The organism is Methylocella sp. (assembly GCF_044226135.1).
Lineage (GTDB): Bacteria > Pseudomonadota > Alphaproteobacteria > Rhizobiales > Beijerinckiaceae > Methylocapsa.
The window spans coordinates 1-23,830 of sequence record NZ_JBGAHM010000023.1; the positions used below are offsets into that span (position 1 = coordinate 1).

The 23,830-nt window shown below is 69.6% G+C and carries 19 protein-coding genes; 9 read left to right on the forward strand and 10 right to left on the reverse strand.

What is annotated here, in order from left to right; translation table 11 throughout:
- Positions 1-110: 110 nt before the first annotated feature.
- Together mtnA and ACILRB_RS10675 are read right to left on the reverse strand one after the other, a co-directional pair.
- Positions 111-1,202 carry an S-methyl-5-thioribose-1-phosphate isomerase gene (mtnA, locus tag ACILRB_RS10670; RefSeq protein WP_395666275.1) on the reverse strand — a complete coding sequence of 364 codons (1,092 nt, stop codon included), beginning with the start codon at positions 1,200-1,202 and terminating at the stop codon, positions 111-113.
- 22 nt (positions 1,203-1,224) lie between these two features.
- Positions 1,225-1,482 carry a hypothetical protein gene (locus ACILRB_RS10675; protein ID WP_395666276.1) on the reverse strand — a complete coding sequence of 86 codons (258 nt, stop codon included), beginning with the start codon at positions 1,480-1,482 and terminating at the stop codon, positions 1,225-1,227.
- A gap of 304 nt (positions 1,483-1,786) precedes the next feature.
- Here ACILRB_RS10675 and ACILRB_RS10680 point away from each other — a divergent pair, with 304 nt between their 5' ends.
- From ACILRB_RS10680 to ACILRB_RS10690, 3 genes are all read left to right on the forward strand, one after another.
- Entirely contained in the window at positions 1,787-2,773 is a 987-nt protein-coding gene (locus ACILRB_RS10680) for a hypothetical protein (protein ID WP_395666277.1), read from the forward strand.
- A gap of 67 nt (positions 2,774-2,840) precedes the next feature.
- Positions 2,841-3,275 (forward strand): hypothetical protein, encoded by a 435-nt coding sequence (locus ACILRB_RS10685; protein ID WP_395666278.1) that lies wholly within the window; start codon positions 2,841-2,843, stop codon positions 3,273-3,275.
- 274 nt (positions 3,276-3,549) lie between these two features.
- Positions 3,550-4,053 carry a c-type cytochrome, methanol metabolism-related gene (locus tag ACILRB_RS10690; RefSeq protein WP_395666279.1) on the forward strand — a complete coding sequence of 168 codons (504 nt, stop codon included), beginning with the start codon at positions 3,550-3,552 and terminating at the stop codon, positions 4,051-4,053.
- Positions 4,054-4,066: 13 nt separating this feature from the next.
- Here the strand turns inward: ACILRB_RS10690 and ACILRB_RS10695 are convergent, their stop codons facing one another.
- From ACILRB_RS10695 to ACILRB_RS10730, 8 genes are all read right to left on the reverse strand, one after another.
- Positions 4,067-7,681 (reverse strand): sarcosine oxidase subunit alpha family protein, encoded by a 3,615-nt coding sequence (locus ACILRB_RS10695; RefSeq protein ID WP_395666280.1) that lies wholly within the window; start codon positions 7,679-7,681, stop codon positions 4,067-4,069.
- On the reverse strand, positions 7,678-7,959 hold the full coding sequence (locus ACILRB_RS10700; RefSeq protein ID WP_395666281.1) for a sarcosine oxidase subunit delta: 282 nt from the start codon (positions 7,957-7,959) through the stop codon (positions 7,678-7,680). Before ACILRB_RS10700 ends, ACILRB_RS10695 begins: the two co-directional genes overlap by 4 nt.
- A gap of 79 nt (positions 7,960-8,038) precedes the next feature.
- On the reverse strand, positions 8,039-9,289 hold the full coding sequence (locus tag ACILRB_RS10705; RefSeq protein ID WP_395666282.1) for a sarcosine oxidase subunit beta family protein: 1,251 nt from the start codon (positions 9,287-9,289) through the stop codon (positions 8,039-8,041).
- Positions 9,290-9,386: 97 nt separating this feature from the next.
- A complete protein-coding gene (glnT, locus tag ACILRB_RS10710; protein ID WP_395666283.1) occupies positions 9,387-10,688 on the reverse strand; it encodes a type III glutamate--ammonia ligase in 1,302 nt (433 codons plus the stop codon).
- Between the two features lie 62 nt (positions 10,689-10,750).
- The gene (locus tag ACILRB_RS10715; protein WP_395666284.1) at positions 10,751-12,082 is read right to left on the reverse strand and encodes an FMN-binding glutamate synthase family protein; all 1,332 of its coding nucleotides are present in this window, start codon (positions 12,080-12,082) and stop codon (positions 10,751-10,753) included.
- Positions 12,082-12,789, reverse strand: a complete 708-nt coding sequence (locus ACILRB_RS10720; protein ID WP_395666285.1) for a protein glxC — start codon at positions 12,787-12,789, stop codon at positions 12,082-12,084. Before ACILRB_RS10720 ends, ACILRB_RS10715 begins: the two co-directional genes overlap by 1 nt.
- Entirely contained in the window at positions 12,786-13,685 is a 900-nt protein-coding gene (locus tag ACILRB_RS10725; protein ID WP_395666286.1) for a glutamine amidotransferase, read from the reverse strand. The genes ACILRB_RS10720 and ACILRB_RS10725 overlap by 4 nt, the downstream gene beginning before the upstream one ends.
- A gap of 99 nt (positions 13,686-13,784) precedes the next feature.
- Positions 13,785-15,953: a LuxR C-terminal-related transcriptional regulator gene (locus ACILRB_RS10730; protein ID WP_395666287.1), complete on the reverse strand. Its 2,169-nt coding sequence runs from the start codon at positions 15,951-15,953 to the stop codon at positions 13,785-13,787.
- A gap of 584 nt (positions 15,954-16,537) precedes the next feature.
- On the opposite strand from ACILRB_RS10730, the gene ACILRB_RS10735 reads away from it, so the two are divergent.
- The 6 genes from ACILRB_RS10735 to ACILRB_RS10760 all read left to right on the forward strand — a co-directional run bounded on the left by ACILRB_RS10735 (position 16,538) and on the right by ACILRB_RS10760 (position 23,467).
- A complete protein-coding gene (locus ACILRB_RS10735; RefSeq protein WP_395666288.1) occupies positions 16,538-18,157 on the forward strand; it encodes an APC family permease in 1,620 nt (539 codons plus the stop codon).
- A 33-nt stretch (positions 18,158-18,190) separates the two neighbouring features.
- Positions 18,191-18,793, forward strand: coding sequence for a dimethylamine monooxygenase subunit DmmA family protein (locus ACILRB_RS10740; protein WP_395666289.1), 603 nt, complete (start codon positions 18,191-18,193; stop codon positions 18,791-18,793).
- Positions 18,790-19,752 carry a PDR/VanB family oxidoreductase gene (locus ACILRB_RS10745; RefSeq protein ID WP_395666290.1) on the forward strand — a complete coding sequence of 321 codons (963 nt, stop codon included), beginning with the start codon at positions 18,790-18,792 and terminating at the stop codon, positions 19,750-19,752. Before ACILRB_RS10740 ends, ACILRB_RS10745 begins: the two co-directional genes overlap by 4 nt.
- A 22-nt stretch (positions 19,753-19,774) precedes the next feature.
- Positions 19,775-20,815 carry a heme-dependent oxidative N-demethylase family protein gene (locus ACILRB_RS10750; RefSeq protein WP_395666291.1) on the forward strand — a complete coding sequence of 347 codons (1,041 nt, stop codon included), beginning with the start codon at positions 19,775-19,777 and terminating at the stop codon, positions 20,813-20,815.
- 103 nt (positions 20,816-20,918) lie between these two features.
- Positions 20,919-22,049 carry an aminomethyltransferase family protein gene (locus ACILRB_RS10755; protein WP_395666292.1) on the forward strand — a complete coding sequence of 377 codons (1,131 nt, stop codon included), beginning with the start codon at positions 20,919-20,921 and terminating at the stop codon, positions 22,047-22,049.
- A gap of 53 nt (positions 22,050-22,102) precedes the next feature.
- Entirely contained in the window at positions 22,103-23,467 is a 1,365-nt protein-coding gene (locus tag ACILRB_RS10760) for an NAD(P)-binding domain-containing protein (protein WP_395666293.1), read from the forward strand.
- Positions 23,468-23,830 lie beyond the last annotated feature (363 nt).

The following is a 23,830-nucleotide window of genomic DNA, read 5'->3' on the forward strand; positions in this document are numbered from 1 at the left end:
GGCGAAGACGGCGGTCAGCGCCCGCGCGCAGCGTCCCGTGTCGCGTCGATCCGGCATGAGGCGGCCCCTTTCGGAGCGTCAATCGCCGGAGCGTCCTTGAGTTCGGACGGTTAGCCCTGCGGAAACGCCGCGGCGATCGCGGCGGCGTTCGGCGCGACGAGCCCGCGCTCGGTGACGAGCGCCGTGACGAGCCGCGCCGGCGTGACGTCGAAGGCCGGGTTCAGCGCCGCGCTTCCCGCAGGCGTCAGGCGCACGCGCAAAACCTCGCCCGAGTCGGCGAGGCCGGCGACATGGGTGACCTCCTCCGGCGCGCGCGCCTCGATCGGAATGTCGCGCAGCCCGTCGAAAATCGAGAAATCGAACGAGGGCGAGGGCGCCGCCACATAGAAGGGCACGCCGACGTCGAAGGCCGCGAGCGCCTTGAGATAGGTGCCGATCTTGTTGCAGACGTCGCCCGCGGCGGTCACGCGGTCGGCGCCGACGATGACCAGATCGACCTCGCCCTGCTGCATCAGATGGCCGCCGGCGTTGTCGGCGACGACGGCGTGGGGCACGCCATGCCGGCCGAGCTCGAAGGCGGTGAGCGAGGCGCCCTGGTTGCGCGGGCGCGTCTCGTCCACATAGACGAACAGGTCGAGGCCGGCGTCATGGGCCTTGTAGATCGGCGCCGTCGCCGTGCCCCAGTCGACGGTCGCGAGCCGGCCGGCGTTGCAATGGGTGAGGATGTTCACGCGCCCGCCGCCCTTGCGCGCGGCGGCCGCTTTGACGAGCGCCAGGCCGTGGAGGCCGATCGCCTCGCACAGCGCGACGTCCTCGCGGGCGATCGCGCCGGCCTCGCGAAAAGCCGCCGCGAAGCGCGCCGGCGGCGGCAGCGGCGCGACCGCGCGCGTGACGCGATCGAGCGCCCAGCGCAAATTGACGGCGGTCGGCCGCGTGCCGAGCAGCCGCGCGAAGCCCGCCGCAAGCCCCGCGTCGGAGGCGTCGGCCTTCAGCGCGAAGGCGAGCCCGTAGGCGGCCATGACGCCGATCAGCGGCGCGCCGCGCACCTGCATGTCGGAGATGGCGCGCGCGGCCGCTTCGAGCGCGTCGACGCGCAGGATCTCGAAGCGGTGCGGCAGCTTCGTCTGGTCGATGATCTCGACCGCGGCGCCGTCCGGCGTCGCGCGGATGGTGGGGGTGGCGGGCTCGCCGTCGACGCGCATGGAGGTCCGGGGCTTCTCGTGCTCAGCAATTGCTGCAGATGCTGTTTTCGATCTTCTTGTCCTGTTTCTGGATCGATTTCTCAAGCGGCGTGACGCCGGAGGACTGCGGTTCGCCGGGTTTCGGCACGGTCTCGCCGGTCGGGGTCAGATAATCGCGGTTGAGCAGCCGGTCGTCCCCCGCCGGCGCGGCGGCGGGAGGCCCCGACTGGGCGCGGCAGGCGGAGGCGAAGGCCGGCGCGAGCGCCGCCGCGGCGAGAAGCAGGATGATGTGACGGCGCATGAAAGGTCTCCCTGCAGGCGCCGCGTCGACGCGGCGCGGATGATGTTCGGGCGAAACAAGACCCTGACCGGAAGCCCCCCGGCAGGCCGGCGCGCCCGGCGCCCAGATATCAGGTCGCGGCGGCCGGCGCCATGCGTTTCGTCAAGAATGGCGTTTTGTCAAAACAGGCGCCGGGCGGCGCCGGGACGTGCGCGAAACCCTTGCGCGGGCGTCACGCAAACGCGATTCGCGCCGTCAAAGTCTTAACGCTGATTTAAGGATACAGGTCCATTTCTGAAGACGAAATCCAACCTTTGGACGGGACATGACTCCTATCGACCATTCCGGCGAACCGGCCCTTCCGGCGCCGCTCGGCGAAGATCTGTCTGCGCCCGGGCGCGACGGGGCGGACGCGGACGCGCCCTCCGGCGCCGCGCCGGCGCGGACCGAGACGCCGGAGGGAAGCCTGCGCGCGACGCGCGAGGAGGCGGGCGCGGCCGACGTCGAGGCCCTGCTGCCGCTGTTTGCGAAGCGCGAGGAGGCGCGCCCCGACGACGAGGCGCGCGACGCGCGCCACCGGCGCTTCGCCGCGCTCGTCAATTATGGCGCGAGCGCGGGATTCGTGCTCGCCGTGCTGGGCTTCGCCTTCGCCGCCGGCACCTATTTCTTCGGCCCGGCGCAGGCGCCGGACCAGACGGCGGCCCAGGTCGCCGCGCGCGAGGCCGCCGATCTGCAACGCCGGTCGCAGGCCTCGACCGTGGCGCTGACGACCGAGGTCGGTGCGCTCAAGGCCAATGTGGAGGCGCTGCGCGCGACCCTCGCCCAGTCGCTCAAGGAGCAGTCGGCGCGGGACCAGAAGAGCCTCGACGGGATCAGGACCAGGGTCGACCAGGTCAAGTCCGAGACGGCGGCGAGCCTCGCCGAGCTTTCGGGCAAGGTCGAGAAGCTGCAGCGCGACCCGGCGCTGAAGCAGGTCGCCGAACGGCTCGAGCGCATCGAGAAGCAGACGGCGCTGCCGACGGGCTCGATCACGCCGATGGTCAAGGCGGCGACGGCCGAGCGCAGGGGGGCGGAGCCGAAGACGCAGGCGGCCGAGGCCGCGCGCCGCCCGCAGCTCATCACCAGCTGGGTGGTGCGCGAGGTCTATGACGGCGTCGCGCTCGTCGAGAACGCGCATGGCGCGATCGAGGTCGGGCCCGGCGACCGCATTCCGGGCGCGGGCACGGTGCGTTCGATCGAGCGCCGCGGCGGCGGCTGGATCGTCGTCACGACGCAGGGCGTGGTCGACTACGACCACAGCCTCGCCCGTTGAGGCGGCGTACATGCTGCGTTCAGGCTTAAGCCGCTAGCGTCGCGCCACGCTGTCTGGAGGGCGCTCGATGGTTCTGATTTCACGCCGCTTTCTTTCCGCCTGGGGGGCCGCCCTGTTCGCGCTCGGCGCGACGGTCGGCGCATCCGCCGCGGCCGACGCGGCCTATCCCTACGCGCCGCCGCCGGCCGGGGACGCGCCGGCCGCCGTAGCCCCGGGCGGGGCCTGGGACGACGCGCCGGCCGACGCGCAGGTCGAGCCGGTCTACTGGACCAGCCGCTGTTTCTGGGTGAACGGCCCGTGGGGCCCGCAGCGCCGCTGCCAGCGCGTATGGGTCGGGGGACGTCCGGGCTGGGGAGGACCGGGCTGGGGGCCGCGTCCCGGCTGGGGGCCGCCGCCGCCGCGTCCGGGCTGGGGCCCGCCGCCGCCCGGCCCGGGCTGGGGGCCGCCGCGTCCGGGCTATCGCCCGCCGCCGCCTCCGCCGCCCGGCGGCTGGCGCTATTGAGCCGGCGTCCCGATCCGGCCTGAGGCGACGCAAAAGGCGCGGCCGGCTCCGGCCGCGCCTTCCTGCAGGGCGGCTGGAGCGACGACGCCCTCCGCGCTTTCGCGCCGGGCTGCGCCTGCCCGGGGCGCGACAAAACGTCCGGTCCCATGTCTGCCGACGGGGCGCGCCGTCGCAGGCATGGCCAGGGCGCCGGCTTGTGATTGGTCGAACGCTTCTGTTTATAGCCTAATGCGCGGCGATTCTCGCCGGCGCAGACCGGCTCCGGGAGGTGTTCATGAAAAGGTTGTTGTTCGCCGTTTGCCTGTCGGCCGTCGCGGCCTCGGCGCTCGCCGCCGGCGCTGGCGATCCCAAGCCGGCCAAGTCGACCGACGGCGAATATTTCGACGCCAATGGCAATCCGACCTACAACATCGGCGCGGACGGGACGGTCGACTGGTACACTTTCATCGGCTACCGCATGTATGGCGCGAACTGTCTCCAGTGCCACGGGCCGGACGCGCTCGGCTCGAGCTACGCCCCCTCGCTCGTCAACTCCTTGAAAAACCTGTCGACGCAGGACGTGCAGGGCACGATCATCAACGGCAAGCGCGACGTCACCGCCTCGCAGGAGCTCGTCATGCCGAGCTTCGGCGAGAACAAGAACGTCATGTGCTACCTCGACCCCATTTATGTCTATCTGCGCGCCCGCTCCGACGGCGCGCTCGGGCGCGAGCGGCCGACGAAGCATGAGCCGCGCCCGGACGACTGGCAGAAGACGGTCGACGGCTGCTTCGGCTGACGCGCCCGCCCCGTCACGACGGGGCGAGCGGCTCGACGTCGAGGCGATAGGCCTGCGCGGCGTGGATCAGGGCGTGCAGCAGGCTTCCCGCAAAGCTGCTCGAAACGGCGCACTCGAACGCCTCTCCGTCCGGCGTGCGCCGGAGCTGCGCGCCCATGCCGTGCAGCTCCGTCTGGACGCAGGCGCCGGGCGCGAAGACGCGCGCGTCGAGATCGACCCTGACGAGCCTGGCGAGCGCCTTGCGCGCATGAGCGCCCGCGAGGCGATAGACGACGAAGCCATGCGTGACGTCGACGACCGTGGCGGCGTCGCGCGCGGCGTCAGTCAGGGTTCTGGCGCGCGCGCCAGAATCTTCGCCGCGAAACACGGCGTGCCAGCGCGACGGGCCGATCCCGAAGATTTCGCCGCCGCCGGCCGAGACCGTGCGCGGCGCGTCGACGGGCTCCGCGCCGAGCGCGCGCCCGATCGCCGCGAGAAGATCTCGCGCGCGGCCTTTGCGCGCCTCGATGTTGAGCCGCGTCCCGGCGTCGGCGAGCCCTAGCGTCACGCCGGCCGGACCTTCGGCCGGACCGTAGCGGCCGGGCCTGTAGCCCAGCGGCGCGCGCGCGGGCCCGAGCCCCGGGCGCGTCGGGGGCGCGCCTGGCGCGGGCGGCGCGTCCGCGCGCGTGCGCCCGGCCCCGGGATCGAACACGCAGGGCGGCGTGATCTCGGCCTCGACGTCGCCGCCGCGCACGGGGTCATAAAGGCGCACCGTCTCGCCGATCCGCTCGGGGCCGCCCGAGACCATGGCGAGGCCGATCCATGACGCGAGCGTCGGCGACCAGCACGCCGAGCTGACCCAGCCGAGGTCGGTCGCGGCCGAAGGCGCGGCGCCGACGGCCACGACATGCGCGCCGGCGCGGATCTGGCGCGTCGAAGCGAGCGGCCTGACCCCCACGAGCCGCGGCCGCGCCGGATCGTTCAGCGCCGGCCGGCCCGAAAGGACGCGGCCGACGTGATCCTTGCTGGAATCGAGCGCGCGCGCGAGGCCGAGGTCGTAGGCGGTCGTCTGGCCGTTGATCTCGCCGCCGGCCGGGTGGCCCTTCTCGATGCGCATCACGCCCATGGCGTCGGCCCCGTAGGCGACAAGGCCGAAGGGCGCGCCGGCCTCGACCACGCGCCGGATCAGGGCGTCGCCATAAAAGGCCGGGGCCGCGAGCTCGAACGCGCGCTCGCCCGAAAAGGACAGCGCGCAGAGCCGCGCGGGGACGCCGCCGCAGATCGTCACCTCGGCCGCCGTCATCGGCGGAAACGCCGCCTGGGTGATCTGCGTCGGCGCGTCGACGAGCGCCTGGACGACGTCGGGCGCCTTTTCGCCGGCGATGGCGAGCTGGACCCAGGCGTCGGTGACGGCCGTGAGATTGACGTCGAGATCGGGGCGCAAAACCTGCCGGCAATAGTGCATGTGCCGGTAGACCGGCCCCGCATGGGCGGTCGAGACGAAGGCGAGGAAACGGTCCGGCGCGAAGCGCGCGATCATGCCGTCGTCCTTGAGGAAGCCGTCCTCCCGCAGCATGGCGAAATAGCCGCAGCGCCCGACCCTGATGCGGGAGACGCGGGTGGCGCAGACGAAATCGAGGAAGGCGGCGGCGTCCGCGCCTTCGACCTCGATCTTGCCGAGCGTCGAGACGTCGGTCACGCCGGCGCCCGCGCGCACGGCGTTCACCTCGCGCGTGACGCCCGCCTGCGCGTCGGCGTCCTGCGGCAGCGGAAACAGCTGCGGCCGCTTCCACTGGCCGACGTCGACGAAGGTCGCGCCGCGCTCGATCGCGTAGCGGTGGACCGGCGTCTCGCGCACGGGCCTGAAGGACGCGCCGCGATGCGCGCCCGCGACGGCGCCGAGCGCGATCGGCACGGCCGGCGGGCGCGCCAGCGTGACGCCGGTCTCGGGGATCGAGCGCCCGGTGAGCTGCGCCATGACGGCGAGGGCGTCGAGGTTCGAGGTGCGCCCCTGGTCGGTCGCCATGCCAAGCGTGGTGTAGCGCTTCAGATGCTCGGCCGCACGATAGCCTTCGCGATGGGCGAGCACGACGTCGGACGCGGTCACGTCGTGCTGCAGGTCGACGAACGCCTTCGAGTCTTTGGGGCCGGGCCTGCGCCAGCATGGCGCGAGGCTTGCGGGACTCTCCTCGACTTCGGGAAGCGCGGCCGGCGTGGCCGTCAGGCCGAGCTCGCGCAGGGCGCCCTGCGCCGCCGCGACGCCGCTTTCGAAGGCGCTTTTCAGCGTATAGGCGCCTGCGGCCGCGCCGGCCATGCGCAGGCCGGCGACGGGCGGCGCGAGAAACGCCTGGAGCGCGTCGGACCATTCCGGGCGGCCGCGAAAGCCGCTCGCGAGCTGGATCGCCGGATTGAAGCCGCCCGAGACGGCGAGCGCGTCGGCCTCGAAGTCCTGCGTCGCGGCGCCCGCGCGGACCGTGACGCCTTTGAGGCCCTTGCGGCCGCGCGTCGCGACGACCGCGCCGTCGAGCACGACGGGAACGGCCTTCGCGACGTCGGCGAAGCCCGCCGGCGCCTCGCGCCGCGCCTCGACCACGGCGACGGGCGGCAGGCCGGCGGCGATGAGGTCGCGCGCCAGAACCCAGCCCTGGTCGGTCGTCGTGTGAATCACGACCCTGCGGCCGACGGCGACGCCGAAGCGGTTCAGATAGCGCCGCGCCGCGCCGGCGAGCATGACGCCCGGCCGGTCGTTGTCGGGAAACACGAGCGGGCGTTCGGTCGCGCCCGTGGCGAGGACGGCGCGCCGCGCGACGACGCGCCAGAAGCGCTGGCGCGGCGTGAAGGGCGGCGGCTCAAGCAGGTGGTCGGCGACGCGCTCGACCGCCGCGAAGGTTCCGCCGTCATAGGCCGCAACGACGCTCGTGCGGGACAGGACGCGGACGTCGGGCAGGGCGGCGAGCTCGGCCGCCGCGGCGTCCGCCCATTGCGGCCCGGTTCCGCCGCCGACGCGGCCGCGCTCGTCGAGCAGGCCGCCGCCGAGGCGGAAATCGTCTTCGCACAGGACGACGCGCGCCCCCGAGCGCGCGGCCGCGAGCGCCGCGGCGAGGCCCGCCGGCCCCGCGCCGACGATAAGCAGGTCGCAATGGAGGTTCGCGCGCTCGTAACTATCCGGGTCGTCGAGCCCGCTCGCGCGGCCAAGGCCGGCGGCGCGGCGGATCGCCGGCTCATAGAGCTTCTCCCAGAAGGACGCCGGCCACATGAAGGTCTTGTAGTAGAAGCCCGCGGCGAAGACGGGCTTCAGCAGGCCGTTGACGGCGAGCGCGTCGAAATCGAGCGACGGCCAGCGGTTCTGGCTCGCAGCGTCAAGGCCGTCGAACAGCTCGACCGTCGTCGCCTTGACGTTGGGCTCGCGCCGCGCGCCCTGGCGCAGCTCGACGAGCGCGTTCGGCTCCTCGTGCCCGGCCGCGAACACGCCGCGCGGGCGGTGATATTTGAACGAGCGGCCGACGACGCGCGCGCCGCCGGCGAGCAGCGCCGAGGCGAGCGTGTCGCCCGAAAAGCCGCTTTTGGGCCTGCCGTCGAAGGCGAAGGCGAGGGGCCGCGCGCGATCGACGAGACCGCCCGAGCCGAGCCTGAATCCGCCGCCGCTCATGCCGAAATCTCCCCGGGCCGCGCCAGTTCGACCGCGTGGACCTCATGCGTCGTCGTATCGCGCTCGAGCGTGAGCCAGCTCTGGCAGCCGGCGGCGTGGAACCAGCGCTCGCGATGCGGGCCGGCCGGGTTGTCGCGCAGATAGACCGCCTCGGCGAAGGCCGCGACGTTGGCCGCGTCGTCCGGCGCGCCGGCGACGTCGGGGCGTGTTTCGGCCTCGCCGCCGACGAAGAATTCGGCGAGGTCGCGCGGCCCGCAATAGGGACAGGTGATCAACATGGGCGCCATGCCTTTTTCGAGGAGTGAGGCCACGCGCGCCGGGCGCGACGGGGGCCGTTGCGTCGGGCGCGCCGCCGCGTCAGTGCAGGTTGGGCGAGGGCCCGACGCCCTTTTCGTCGATGACGCGGCCGGTCGCGAAGCGGTCGAGCCGATAGGCCGCGGCGGCGGGATGCGGCGCGCCCGTGGCGATGAGATGCGCGAAGCAGAAGCCCGCGGCCGGCGTCGCCTTGAAGCCGCCGTAGCACCAGCCGCCGTTGAAGAAGAGCCCGTCGACCGGCGTGCGGTCGATGATCGGCGAGCCGTCCATGGTCATGTCCATGAGCCCGCCCCAGCCACGCAGCACGCGCAGGCGCCCGAGCATCGGCATCAGCGCCATGGCGTTCTCGGCGACGTCGGAGAACACGGCGAGGCTGCCGCGCTGGGCGTAGGACGGGAAGGGTTCGAGATCGCCGCCGAAGACGAGGCTGCCCTTGTCCGACTGCGAGATGTAGAAATGCCCGGCGCCGAAGGTGATCACGCCGTCGACGAGGGGCTTCAGCGCCTCGGTGACGAAGGCCTGCAGCGCGTAGGTTTCGATCGGCAGCCGCATGTCGGCGAGCGCCGCGACGCGCGACGAATTGCCGGCGACCGACAGGCCGACCCTGCGCGCGCCGACAAAACCCTTCGTGGTCTCGACGCCGACGATCCTGCCGCCTTCGCGGCGCAGCCCCGTGACCTCGCAGTTCTCGATCACGTCGACGCCGCGCCGGTCGGCGGCGCGCGCATAGCCCCACGCCACCGCGTCATGGCGCGCGGTGCCGCCGCGCTTTTGCAACAGGCCGCCGACGATGGGAAAGCGGGCGACGTCGAAATCGAGATAGGGCGCGAGCCGGCGCACGCCCTCGCGGTCGAGCAGTTCGGCGTCGACGCCATGCAGGCGCATGGCGTTGCCGCGTCGCGCATAGGCGTCGCGCTGGCCGTCGGTGTGGGCGAGGTTGAGCACGCCGCGCTGCGACACCATGGCGTTGTAGTTCAGGTCCTGCTCCAGCCCCTCCCACAGCTTCATCGAGAGTTCGTAGAACGGGATGTTGCCGGGCAGAAGGTAGTTCGAGCGGATGATGGTGGTGTTGCGGCCCATGTTGCCGCCGCCGATCCAGCCCTTTTCGAGCACCGCCACATTGGCGACGCCGTGCTCTTTGGCGAGGTAATGCGCGGCGGCGAGGCCATGGCCGCCGCCGCCGACGATGACGACGTCATAGGCCGGTTTTGGCTCGGCCTTGCGCCAGTGCGGGCGCCACCCCGTCCCGCCGTTCAGCGCGTTCTTGAGAAGCTGAAAGCCGGAAAAAGTCATGAAAACACACCTCAAGCGGGCGGCCGCGGCCGGCGCGCCGGAAGGCGCGCGGCGCGGGGCCTGATGAACGCGGGCGAAGCGGGCGGGCCCGCGCGGCTCAGCAGTCGAGCGTGCGCTCGCGCTCCCAGTCGGTGAGATGGCGCGTGTAGTCGTTCCATTCCTCGCGCTTCAGCTTGGCGTAGGACTCGACGAAGGACGCGCCGAGCTCGGCCTTGAGGGTGGGCGAGCCTTCGAGCAGGCGCAGCGCGTCGAGCAGGTTCTGCGGCAGCTTCTTCGCGCCGTTGCACTTGTGCGGCTCGGCGTACATGTCGAAGTCGCTGCGTTCGCCCGGGTGCCTGTTGGTCTTGAGGCCGTCGAGGCCGGCGGCGAGCACCGCCGCCTGCAGGAGATAGGGATTGGCCGCGCCGTCGGCGAGGCGGAATTCGAAGCGGCCGCTGTCGGGAATGCGGATCATGTGCGTGCGGTTGTTGCCGGTGTAGGTGACCGAGGCCGGCGCCCAGGTCGCGCCCGAGGTGGTGCGCGGCGCGCTGAGCCGCTTGTAGGAGTTGACGGTCGGATTGGTCAGCGCGCACAGGGCGTCGGCGTGGGCCATCAGCCCGCCGAGGAAGCGGTAGCCGAGGTCGGACACGCCGAGCTCGCCCTTTTCGTCCTCAAAGGCGTTTTCCTCGCCGCGCCACAGCGAGACGTGGGAATGGCAGCCCGAGCCCGTCAGCGACGGAAAGGGCTTCGGCATGAAGGTGGCGCGCAGGCCGTGCTTCTCGGCCAGCGACTTCACCATATATTTGAAGAAGGCGTGGCGGTCGGCGGTCTTCAGGGCTTCGTCGAACTCCCAGTTCATCTCGAACTGGCCGTTCGCGTCCTCATGGTCGCTCTGGTAGGGCTGCCAGCCGAGCTCCTCCATGGCCTCGGAGATCTCGGTGATGACGTCATAGCGGCGCATCAGCGCGAGCTGGTCGTAACAGGATTTCACCTGCCGGTCGGCGCCGTCGGCGATCTCAGACCCGTCGGGCGAGAGCAGGAAGAATTCGCATTCGACGCCGGCGCGCATCTCGTAGCCGAGTTCGCCGAGCCGGCCGATCAGCCGCTTCAGGAGGCCGCGCGGCGACTGTTCGACGGGCTTGCCGTCCATGTAGAGGTCGGCGGCGAGCCAGGCGACGTCGCGCTTCCAGGGAAGCTGGATGAAGCTCGACGGGTCCGGCACCGCGAAGAGGTCCGGCATGGCGGGCGTCAGGTCGAGCCAGGTGGCGAAGCCGGCGAAGCCTGCGCCGTCCCTCGCCATCTTGTCGATCGCCCGCGCGGGCACGAGCTTCGCCCGCATGGTCCCGAACAGGTCGGTGTAGGAAACGAGAAAGTTCTTGACCCCGCGCTCGGCGGCGATTTCGGAGAGTTTCGTCGACATTTGCGGACCGCCTCAATCCATGAGAAAGCGGATCGCGGCCGGCCGCCGCGATCCGCGCGTTGTCATTTCCCGAGGCCTGGAATCCAGGACGTCCCGGCGAGCGGAACGCCGGCCATGGCCGCGGATTCGACGGTGAGGGCGACGAGGTCTTCGGGCTCGAGATTGTGCACGTGGCTCTTGCCGCAGGCGCGCGCGATGGTCTGCGTTTCGAGCGTCAGCACCGAGAGATAATTGGCGAGGCGACGGCCCGCGGCGACGGGGTCGAGACGGCTCGCGAGCGCTGTGTCCTGCGTCGTGATGCCGGCCGGATCACGTCCTTCATGCCAGTCGTCATAAGCGCCGGCGGTGGTCCCGAGCGCCTGATATTCGGCCTCAAGGCGCGGGTCGTTGTCGCCGAGCGCGATCAGCGCCGCCGTGCCGATCGAGACGGCGTCGGCGCCAAGCGCCAGCGCCTTGGCGACGTCGGCGCCGTTGCGGATTCCGCCCGAGACGATGAGCTGCACCTTGCGGTGCATGCCAAGATCCTGCAGCGCCTGGACGGCGGGGCGGATGGCGGCGAGGATCGGGATGCCGACATGCTCGATGAACACTTCCTGCGTCGCCGCCGTGCCGCCCTGCATGCCGTCGAGCACGATGACGTCGGCGCCCGACTTGACCGCGAGCGCGGCGTCGTAATAGGGCCGCGACGCGCCGATCTTGACATAGATCGGCTTCTCCCAGTCGGTGATCTCGCGCAGCTCCTCGATCTTGATTTCAAGATCGTCGGGGCCGGTCCAGTCGGGGTGGCGGCAGGCCGAGCGCTGGTCGATGCCCTCGGGCAGGGTGCGCATTTTGGCGACGCGCGGCGAAATTTTCTGGCCAAGCAGCATGCCGCCGCCGCCGGGCTTCGCGCCCTGGCCGACCACGACCTCGATCGCGTCGGCCTTGCGCAAATCGTCGGGGTTCATGCCGTAGCGCGAGGGCAGGTACTGGTAGACGAGAATCGAGGAATGGCCACGCTCCTCGGGGGTCATGCCGCCGTCGCCGGTCGTCGTCGATGTGCCGACCGCGGAGGCGCCGCGGCCGAGCGCCTCCTTCGCCTGCGCCGACAGCGAGCCGAAGCTCATGCCGGCGATGGTCACGGGAATCTTGAGCTCGATCGGCTTTTTGGCGAAACGCGCGCCGAGCGTCACCGAGGTCGCGCATTTCTCGCGATAGCCTTCGAGCGGATAGCGCGAGATCGAGGCGCCGAGGAACAGCAGGTCGTCGAAATGCGGGACCTTGCGCTTCGCGCCGCCGCCGCGGATGTCGTAGATGCCGGTCGCCGCCGCGCGCCGGATCTCGGCCGCGGAATGCGGGTCGAACGTGGCCGAGAAGCGCGGGAGCGTGCGCGGCGCGTTGACGTGGTCGTTCATCAGTAGGCCCCTGCGTTGTCGACGTGGAAATGGTAGAGCGTGCGCGCCGACCCGTAGCGCCTGAACTCGCCGACGTCGACGTCTCCGGCGGCGCCCGCGAGCTTCAGCTTCTCGTGCAGCTCGGCGCGGTGGACGTCGTCCATCGGCTTTTCGACGCAGTCGGCGCCGAGGCTTCTGACGCCGCCGCGGACATAGAGCTTCGCCTCGTAGATCGAGTCGCCGAGCGCCTCGCCGGCGTCGCCGAAGACGACGAGCGATCCGGCCTGGGCCATGAAGGCCGACATATGGCCGATCGAGCCCTTGACCACGATGTCGACGCCTTTCATCGAGACGCCGCAGCGGCCCGAGGCGTTGCCCTCGATCACGACGGCGCCGCCATGCGCCGTCGCGCCGGCGGCCTCGCTGGCGTCGCCCCTCACATAGATGAGGCCCGACATCATATTCTCGCCAAGGCCGACGCCGGCCGAGCCGTTGACGACGATGCTCGCGCGCTTGTTCATGCCGCCGCAGTAGTAGCCGACGTCGCCGTCGATCTCGATCGTCACGTCGGCGTCGACGCCGACGGCGATCGAATGGGCGCCGCGCGAATTAAAGACGCGCCAGGGGGCGAGGTTGTCGCCGTCCTTCGCCGCATGCAGGGCGCGGTTGAGCTCGCGCGCCGAGCCCGAGGAGAGATCGAAGATCTGGCCGTAGGTTTCCTTGGTCATGCTGCGCGGTCCCAGAAATAGACGGTGGCGGGTTCGGGCTCGAAGACGCGCGCCTTTTCGACGCCGGGCAGGCCGCTCAGCGCGCGATATTCGGTGCCGAAGGCGACATACTGGTCGGTCTCGGCCATCACCGCGTGCTTGCAGCCGATCGGGTCGCGCAGCACGCCAAAGCCCGTGTCCGTGCCGACCACGAAGGTGAAGAAGCCGTCGAGATCCTGCAACGCCGACTCGAGCGCGTCGCCGAGGCTCTCGCCCTGCGCGAGCCGCGAGGTGAGGTAGCCGGCCGCGACTTCGCTGTCATTGTCGGTGGCGAAGGAGAGGCCGTCGCGGATCAGGCGCCGGCGCAGGCCGTTGTGGTTCGAGAGCGAGCCGTTATGGACGAGGCACTGGTCCTTGCCGGTCGAGAACGGATGCGCGCCGGCCGTGGTGACGGCGGATTCGGTCGCCATGCGGGTGTGGCCGACGCCATGCGTGCCGCTCATCTGCGCGAGGCCGAAGCGGCGCGCGACGTCCGCCGGAAGCCCCACTTCCTTGTAGAGCTCCATATGCGCGCCGACGGAGCTCAGCGTCGCCTCGGGCGCGATCTCGCGGATGGCGGCGAGCGCCGCGTCGGCGACGTCGCTCGCGACGGTCGCGACCACATGGGTGTCGCGCCGCGCGACGTCGATCTCGGCCTCGATCGCCGCCGCGAGCCGCAGCGCGAAACGCCCGGCGTCGAAGCCGCGCGGCGTGCGCAGGGTGATCTTGGTCAGGTCCGGCGCGCCCGCTCCATAAACCGCGAAGCCCGCGCTGTCGGGGCCGCGCGCCGTCATCGTCTCGAGCATCACGGCGAGGTGCCGGCCAAGCTCGGGTTCGAGCGCGGGATCTTTCAGGAACAGTCCAACTATGCCGCACATGGCTCGCCGTCACTCCTATGAAATTTCTTTTCAGGAAACTATACGTCTTGTTACGAAACCTCAAGCGCGAATTCGCCGGGCGCGCAAATTTCTCTGGCGTCAACCCTCGACGCGTCCGGCCGCGCCATATTTCTGCACCAGCGCCCGCTCCGAGCCGACGCCGGCCTTGCGGTAGATCCTGAGGCGCAGGTTCTTGACCGTGCCCTTGCTGAGCTTCAGCGCCTGCGCGATCGAGCCCGTCGTGGCGCCCGACATGAGGCGCTGGAAAATGTCGCGTTCACGCGCGGTCAGCACGCTTTCAAGCGCCCCGGCGCGCGACGGCGGCGCGTCGCCGCCGGCTTCGCGCGGCGTCAGCACGAACATCGCGCCGGACGGCGCGAGCGGGAAATATTCGTCGAAGCGCTCGATCTTCAGCGTGAACCCGCCGCGGGCGACGGCGCGCTCGTCGCGCGCGGCGGCGACCGCTTCCCCGACGGCGGGGTCGGCCGCCGCGGCCTCGCGCCACGAGGCGTTGGCGAAGATCTCCTGGCCGTAGCGGTCGAGGACCAGCGTCGGGCGGCTGACGAGCTCGCTCTCCTGCGCCTCCCCGGCGAAGCGCAGGCGGTCGAAGATGCGGCCGATATGCGCCTTGAAGAAGGCTTCGAGGATCGGGAAGACGAGTTTTGCGCGGGCGATTTCGGCCTCGTCGAACAGGCCCGTCTCGCGTTCGAGGAACAGGCCCAGCGTGAAATGGCCGACGGTGGCGAAGAACACGCCGAGCTCGTCGGAAATCTTCGCCGCCTCCTTGAACAGGAGATTGTAGGGGCGCGGATCGACGCCTTCGGTCTGCGGCTTCGAGAAGCCCGCGAGCGTGCGCACGCCCGGCGCCTCGTGCAGCGCCCAGTGCCGCGAGAACGGGTCGAGTTCGGCGCAGCGCGCGACATAGAAGTCGACCACCTCCTGCGGCGTGTCCGACGTGTAGATGACCGCCGGCGAGGCGACGCGCGAATAGCGGATGATCCAGCTTGCGCTATGGGCGATCGTCGCGCCGAGAAAGCCGACGAGCCGGCGGTGGAACAGGTCGGTGCCGACTGCGGCGGCGAGCTCGCCCATGCCGCGGCACCATTGCGCGCCGAAGGGGGCGACTGGCGCGGGCGGGCGCGCGGACTGGGGCGCGGCGGCGGTCTCCGGCGCGCCGTGCGCGCCGTCGTCCGGCCGGGCGCGGCGGCGCGGCGGCGCGTAGAGCGGCATGAACCGGCTGACGAGCGCGCCTTCCGACGCGACCTCGGCCTTCCTGTAGATCCGCGTCTTGCAGTTGCGGACGGCGCCGACGCCGATCGCGAGGCGGCGCGCGATGCGCTCGGTGCTCGCGCCCTCCATGACGAGGTCGAGCACGTCGCGCTCGCGCGGGGCGAATCGCGCAAGGACCGCCGCGGCCTCAGCGTCCCGCGCGGCGTCTCGCGCCTCGCCCTCGCCGCGCGGCTCGACGACGAACATGCGCCCGCGCGGGGCGAGCGGAAAATCCCAGCCGAGCGTCTCCGCCTTCAGGACATGGGCGCCAAGAACGATCCCGGCCGCGTCGTCGCCGCCGGCGCGCGCGGCGGCGGCGATCGAAGGGTCGGCGGCGGCGAGCGCGTTCCAGGCGTCGTTGGCGTAGACCTTCTGGCCGGCGTGGTCCTGGATCAGCGTCGGGCGGTCGATGAGGCGGGTCGTCTCGGGCGCGTCGGAGGTGCGCAGCGCGTTGAACAGCCAGCCGAGATGCGCGCGATGCAGGCCTTCGAGCGCCGGATGGACGAGCCTTGCGCGTTCGACCTCGGCCTGCGTGAAGCGGCCCGTTTCGCGTTCGAGGAAGAACGCGAAGCAGTTATGCGCGGTGACGGGAAAGAAGACTCCAAGCTCGTCCTCGACATTGGCGGCGGGCAGGAACAGCTCGGTGTAGCGCCTGTATTCGACGCTCGCGTCGCGCAGCGCGGCGAGGGTGAAGACGCCGGCCTCCCGCGTCGTCCGCCACCGCATCGAAAAGGGGTCGAGCCCCGAGCATTGCTCGGCGTAGACCCTTTCGGCCCGGGCCGGGACGTTGCGGGTGAAGACGACGTCCGGCGCAGCGTCGCCGGAATAGCGGATGACCCAGACGGCGTCGCTGCGCACGCTCGCTTCGAGCAGGTCGATGAAGGCGCCGAGGAAATATTCGGTGCCGATCGAGCGCGCGGCCTGCGCCGCGCGCAGGCGCCAGCGCGGATCGCCGATGCGGCGCGGCGTCGGTCGCGAGGCGGACGGGTTTGCGCTCAATGCGGCGGTTCCGGGCGAAAGCGGCGCGGGCGTGCTGCTCGCCGGCCACGCGCCGCCGGCGCCAGGAACGGCGAGGGGACGCGACGGCGCCGCCGCTGACCGTTCCTGCATGGTGCCATTTGTCATCATTGCGCCTGCGCAAAAGCGCGTCAATTATTTTGAAAATCAGTAAAAAAAACGAGGAAACGCACCTGCATGCGACGAACTTTCGGCGTCCGAAGATAAACTTCGGCGTGGCCAAGTCGCGTCTCAATCATAAATCCGAAATGATAAACATATCTCGGGGTAAAATCGTCATTCGGCGTCTATGACGGCGAAGAATGATATGCGACGTCTTGAATTCTGGCGAGGCATATTTGTGCATCGTGATGCCGTATAGTTGGGCGCCCAATTTGCCGGTTGCATAATATTTATTATGAGGAAATTTTGTTTCTGCCTTTATAGGTTGTGCGAGGCCGGTCCCGTGGCGCGGGCGCGTCGCGGGCGACCGGAGAGCCTGAACGGGCGGCTTTGAATCGACGCTTCGTCTCGCGCCGAAAGGGCGACGCGTCGGACCGGGGCGTCCTTCTCATCGGAAAGCAGACATGACGATCGCAACCACAGCAGCCGAGGCGGGCGTCGAGAGCCGCCAGCTTCATCGCAGCATTTCATGGACGGGCGCCTTCTGGGTGGCGAGCGGGGTTCCGCCGCTGGTGCTGTTCACCATCGGGGGCATCGGCGGCGTCACGGGCACGCTGGCCTTCGCCGTCTGGGCCCTGTCCATGACGATGGGGTTCCTGCAGTCCTTCACCTACGCCGAAATCGCCGGGCTGTTTCCCAACAAGTCGGGCGGCGCCTCGATCTATGGCGCGGCCGCCTGGGTGCGCTACGCCAAGCCCGTCGCGCCGCTGTCTGTGTGGTGCAACTGGATCGCCTGGTCGCCGGTGCTGTCGCTCGGCTGCTCGATCTCGGCGGCCTACATTCTCAACGCGATCTCGCCCGACCCCAATTCGGCGCTGCGCGCCTGGACGATGCTGTCGGGCTCGCTCGGCCCGGTGTCGTTCTCGCTGAACGGCGCCTTCTTCATCGGCGTCGTCCTGATGCTCGTGACGTTCGCGATCCAGCATCGCGGCATCCTCGGCACGGCCAGGGTGCAGAAATATATCGGCCTCGTGGTGATCATCCCGCTCGCCGTCGTCGGCGTCGCGCCGCTGCTGCGCCACGGCGTCAACTGGGAGAATTTCGCGCCGCTCGTCCCGCTCGCCGAAGCCTACAAGCCCGAGCACGGCGCCTGGAGCTTTTCCGGCATGACGCTCGTGTTCGGCGGCATGTTCATCGCCGCCTGGTCGACCTACGGCTTCGAGACGGCGATCTGCTACACCTCCGAATTCAAGGAGCCGAAGACCGACACCTTCAAGGCGATCTTCTTCTCGGGCCTGCTCTGCATCGCCTTCTTCGTCATCGTGCCCTTCACCTTCCAGAGCGAGCTCGGCCTCGCCGGCATGCTCGAAACGCCGATCGTCGACGGCTCCGGCGTCGCCGCCGCGCTCGCCCATATGGTCGGCGGCGGCCCGATCATCGAGAACGCGCTGGTCATGCTCATGATCCTCGCGCTTCTCCTGTGCATCATGACGGCCATGGCCGGCTCCTCGCGCACGCTCTACCAGGGGTCGGTCGACGGCTGGCTGCCGCGCTATCTCTCCCATGTGAACGAACATGGCGCGCCGACCAAGGCGATGTGGACCGATCTCGTCGTCAACCTGCTGCTGCTCGCCGTCGCCTGCGCCGACTCGACCTCCTATTTCTTCATCCTGGCCGTCTCCAACTGCGGCTACATCATCTTCAACTTCCTCAACCTCAATTCCGGATGGATCCACCGCATCGACAACGGCCACATCCCGCGGCCCTACAAGGCGCCGACGGCGATCATCGCGATCGGCGCGATCTTCGCCTTCGTCAACGCCATGTTCATGGGCGCCGGAGCCAAGGTGCTGCATCCGATGGCGCTGTGGGCGGGCTTCATCGCCGCGGCGATGATCATCCCGGTGTTCTTCTTCCGCCACTACGTTCAGGACAAGGGCAAGTTCCCGGCGCGGATGCTCGAGGACATCCAGGTCGGCGGCGAAAGGCCGATCCCCGGCAAGGCGGGCCTTCTGCCCTACCTCGCGCTCGTCGGCGGGCTCGCCGTGGCGCTGATCTCGAACGCCGTGTTCACCCTCGGCTGACGTCGCCCGCCACGCCATTGGAGAGACCGAACGATGCCTGTTTCCGACATCAAGAGCCGGCCGGTCTACGCCGGACTGAAGATCGACGAGACGGCGCGCCGACATCTTGTCGCCGCCGAAGGCGAAGGCGCCCTTGCGGTCGTCGAAGCCTTCGGCGCCGCGCCGCGGGCGCTCGCGCGCATGACGCTGCTTTATGCGCCGGGCGGCTCCGCCGGGCGCGACCGCGCCGCGACGCTGGCGGCGCTCGGCGCGGACACATTCTATGTCATGCCTTCGACGCAGACGCTGCTCGTCAGGCTCAACGTCCTGCTCGGCGACGCCGTCATGGGCACGCGCCTTTATGCGGCGGGCGCCGAGGATTTCATCGGCCAGGCGACGGCGGCGGGCGCGGCGTTCGGCGTCAGTCCCGGCTCCGTCGTCGCCGAGCGACGCGGCTCTCTGGCGCGTCGCGTCCAGTGCGTCCATTGCAAGGGGATCATCGAGAACGTGACCGTCTCGCCCGTCGTCTGCGTCCATTGCGGCGTGCCGCTTCTGGTGCGCGATCATTACTCGCGCCGCCTCGCGGCCTTCCAGGGCGTGTCGATCGACGCCGAAACGCCCGGAGTCGTCCCTCCCGCCGAGGAGCTTTTCAAATGAGCGGCGGCGTCGAGATTCCCGTCCGCGTGGCCGGCGTCGAGGACGCGGCCCAGGGCGTCAAGCTGTTCCGGCTCGCCGCGCGCTCCGGCGCGCCGCTGCCGCCGTTTTCGGCCGGCGCGCATGTGGTCGTCACGATCGACGCGGGCGGGCGGCGCATCCGCAATCCCTATTCGCTCGTCGCGCGCGCGCCGGACGGATCGAGCTACAGCATCGGCGTGCTGCGTTCGCCGCAGTCGCGCGGCGGCTCGAAGCATCTGCATGACCATGTGAGCGTCGGCGACGAGCTCGTCATCACCATGCCGATCAACCTGTTCGCGCTCGTGCGCACGGGCCGCAAGCATCTGCTCGTCGCCGGCGGCGTCGGGGCGACGCCGATCTACGCCATGGCCGAGGAGGCGAAGCGCGAAGGGCGCAATTATGAAATCCACTACGCGATGCGCGACGAGGCGAGCGCCGCCTTCGTCGACGAGATGCGCCGCTCGCATGGCGACAGGCTGCATGTCTACCGCGGCGCCCTCGGCGAACGGCTGGCGTTCGACGCGCTGCTGACGGGCCAGCCGCTCGGAACGCATCTTTATGTCTGCGGCCCCGAACGGCTGATCGACGCCGCGCTCGAGGCCGGCCGCGCCGCGGGCTGGCCGAAGGAAAGCCTGCATGCCGAGCGGTTCCTGGCGCCTGGCGGCGGACAGCCGTTCCGCGTCCGGCTCGCGCGCGCCGGAATCACGACGCAGGTGCGCGCCGACCAGAGCCTGCTCGAGGCGATCGAGGAAGCCGGCGTCGACGCGCCCTATCTCTGCCGCGGCGGCGCCTGCGGCCAGTGCGAGGTCGGCGTCCTGTGCCATGACGGCGAGCTTGCGCACGCCGACCATTATCTCACCGGCGAGGAGCGCGCCGGCGGCGGGAAAATCATGATCTGCGTCTCGCGGCTGAAAGGCCGCGAACTCACGCTCGACCTCTAGACCGAAGGAAAGGAGCACGCCGATGGGCCTCGCTTTCAAATCGGAGACCTTCCGAGACGACTTCACCTTCTCGAACAGCCCGGAGGCGATCCGCCGCTTTCCGTTTCCGTTCGACAGGGACAAGTACATGTATTCGGTCAACATCGAACAGCACATGCCGGGGCCCGAGAAATCGGCGGTCGAATTCCCGATCGACGTCGACGAGCATTATGTCTCCGAGATGCGCGACCGCGCGCTGGTGCTGAAGGAGGATCCGCTGCGCTGCCAGGCGCTGCCGCACATGATGACGGCGCAATGGGATCTCCTCGAACTCCTGATGGAGTCGATGTCGAAGCATTATCCCGAGCATTTCTCGCTCGAGAAGGACGGCGGCCGCTGGCGCTGGGTCAACCGCCCGCTCGGGATCGAGCAGACCTTCGCCTTCGGCGACGCGACGACGCTGCCCTGTCCGCCCATGGAATATGTCACGCGCCAGTGCCAGGGCGATTTCGCCATCCTCGACCAGCGCGACGACAATCTGTGGATGGACGCCGGAATCGTCACCACCCAGGCCGACTGGTCGCTCGATTTCGACATCGGCATGAACTTCATGGAATGGCACGGGCCGGTGCCGCTCGCCCATGACCTCGGCGTGTTCGACCGCGCGCTCAAGTTTCTCTTGAACCTGCAGCAGGGCCGGCCGGTGCGCCGCTTCAACTGGACGATGACGGTCAACCCGCGCCTCGACACCTCGCCCGAGAATTACCACAAGTGGGGGATCGACCGCACGACGGTCACGCCCGAAAACGTCGGCGACAAGGTTCATTTGCGCGTCGAGCTGCAGGCGATGTGGCGGCTGCCGCGCTCCAACGCGATCCTGTTCTCGATCCGCGCCTATCTCATCAGCATGAAGGAGCTCGTCACGATCCCCAAATGGGGCCGGCGGCTCCACAGGGTGTTGCGCGACCTGCCGCCGCAGCTCGTCGACTACAAGGGGCTGACGCGCTACCGCGACGCGACGGTCGATTGGCTGGCGCGCCATGACGACGGCGCGCCGACCTCGCCCGGATTCCATCCAGACTGACGCGCGACCCGACAAAGATCCATTCGGCCGAATTTCGACGCCGTCCGCGTGCGGGCGGCGAACGGCCCGGCCCGCCCGCACGACAAGCTCATGAGGACCATAAATGACCAGGGACATCTTCACGCGCGAATGCGCGCTCGCCGCCCGGCACAGGGCGCTCGGATCGGCGCTCGACTCCGAATGGAACGGCATGCCGATTCCGCAGAACTATTCGACCGACCCTTATGAGGAGACGACGATCGTACGCTCGAAGGCCGGGCTGTTCGACGTGTCCGGGCTTCGGATCATCGACGTGTCGGGGCCGGATTCGGTCAAGGTCCTGAACCACATGCTGACCTCCGACGTCGACAGGCTCGCGCCGGGGCAGTCGGCGATCTCGAACATCGTCGACGAGAACGGCGCGCTCGTCGACGACGTCCTCGTCTACCGGGACGGCCCGACGACGTTCCGCCTTTCGCACGGCGGCGGCCGTCTTGAGGAGGTCGTCGACGGCTTCTTCAAAGGGCGCGACGCGCGCTGGGCCAAGGACGACGACGTCCATATTTTGTCGCTGCAGGGGCCGCTCGCGCTCGACATCCTCAATCCGCACGCGGAGGCGGAGCTCGGCGGGCTCAGATACTTCCAGCATCTGCGCACGCGCCTGTTCGGCCGGGACGTTTCGATCGCGCGCGGCGGCTATTCGGCCGAGCGCGGCTATGAGGTCTTCTGCGCCGCGGCCGACGCGCCGTTCCTGTGGGACAAGATCCTCGAGGCGGGCGCGCCGTTCGGCGCCGTTCCCGCGTCCTGGGCCTGCCTCGACATCGTCCGCGTCGAAGGCGCGCTTCTGTTCTTTCCCTTCGACATGCCGGAGGGCGACGTGACGCCCTGGGAGGTCAACGCCGGCTGGACCGTCGATCTCACGAAACCCGATTTTTGCGGCAAGGCGGCGCTCGTCGCGAAGAAGGGCAGGGAGCGCTTTGCGCAGGTCGGGCTCGAAATCGACGCGGCCGAAGCGGTCGAGCCCGGCGCGAGGCTCTACAAGGACGGCCGCGAGGTCGGCGTGATCAACAGCACGACCTACAGCCGCCATCTCATGAAGTCGCTGGCGCTGGCGCATGTCGAGCCGGGCCTCAAGGCGGTCGGCACGCAGCTCGAGGCGCGCTCCGGGGCCGGAAGCTTCAGGGCCCATGTCGCGCGCACGCCCTTCTATGACCCGATGCGCCTGCGCACGCATCCGCTCGATGAGCGCGCCTGAGAAGCGGACAATTTCGACGTCGCGCGCTGCGCGAGACCAACGGAGACAATGTCATGACCAAACGTATCGCCGTCATCGGCGCCGGGCCGAGCGGCCTCGCGGTGCTCCGCGCCTTCGAGTCCGCGCGCCAGAAGGGCGCCGAGGTTCCGGAGATGGTGTGCTACGAGAAACAGTCCAACTGGGGCGGACTGTGGAACTACACATGGCGGACGGGCCTCGACGAATTCGGCGAGCCGGTGCACGGCTCGATGTATCGCTACCTGTGGTCCAACGGCCCGAAGGAATGCCTGGAGTTCGCCGACTACTCGTTCGAGGAGCATTTCGGGCGCCCGATCCCGTCCTATCCGCCGCGCGCGGTGCTGCATGACTATATCGCCGGCCGCGTCGAGCGGTCCGGCGTGCGCAAGTTCTGCAAGTTCAACCACGCGGTCCGCGACGTCGACTATGACGCGGCCGCTGACAGCTTTGACGTGACGGTCAACGATCTCGTCGGCAAGAAGCGGATCGTCGAGAAATTCGACTATGTCTTCGTCTGCAACGGGCATTTCTCGACGCCCAACGTCCCCGTCTTCGAAGGCGTCGAGAAATTCCTCGGCCGCGTGCTGCATGCGCATGACTTCCGCTGCGCCGACGAATTCGCCGGCAAGCATGTGCTGCTGATCGGATCGAGCTATTCGGCCGAGGACATCGCGACGCAATGCCACAAATATGGCGCGAAGCGCATCACCTTCAGCTATCGTTCGAAGCCGATGGGCTTCAAATGGCCCGAAGGTTTCGAAGAGAAGCCGCTGCTGACCAGGGTCGTCGGGCGCGCCTGCCATTTCATTGACGGCAGCTCGGTCGACGACGTCGACGCGATCGTCTTCTGCACCGGCTATCTCAACCACTATCCCTTCCTGCCGGACGCGCTTCGGCTCGAAACCCGCACAAGCCTCTATCCGCCGGATCTCTACAAGGGCATTTTCTGGATCGACAACCCGAAGCTGATGTATGTCGGCGCGCAGGACCAGTTCTACACCTTCAACATGTTCGACGCGCAGGCCTGGCATGCGCGCGACGTCGTGCTCGGCCGCGTCGGCCTGCCGGACCGCGCCGCGATGCGCGCGGACAGCGAGGCCTGGGTCGAGCGCAACGCGGCGCTCGAGGACGCCGAGCAGATGATCGACTTCCAGACCGACTACATGCGCGATCTCCTGTCGCAGACCGACTATCCGCATCTCGACGTCGACGCCGTCGCCAGGCTGTTCAAGGAGTGGGAGCGCCACAAGGCGGAGGGCATCCTCACCTATCGCGACCGTTCCTATCGCTCGACGATCACCGGCACGATGGCGCCGCCGCACCACACGGTGTGGATGGCGGCGCTCGACGATTCGCTCGAAGCCTTCCTCGACCAGCCGGAGAGCGCCGCCGCCGAATAGGCGTCGGACGCCTTTGACCCCGGAGCCGCGCGCAGGATCGACGCGCGGCCCGAAACGTCATGGAGACCGCCAGATGGACGCAATGCGCGAACCTTCGTCCGTTCGCAGGACGCGGCTCGTCGCGCGCGGCGGCGCGCCGCTCGTGTTCGAGCTTGAAGCCGGCGACCGCTGCCGGATCGTCGACCCCGAAGGCCGCCAGCCCGGCCTGCTGCTCGCCGCCGGCGGCGGGCTCGACGCAGGCGACCTGAGCCGCGTCGACCTCGCCGAAGTGGCCGGGGAGGCGGCGTGCGCGCTCGCCGCGCTTGTCGCGCGCGGCGCGGACGCGGCGACGATCGCGGGATTTCGCGCTTTCGGCGCCGACGC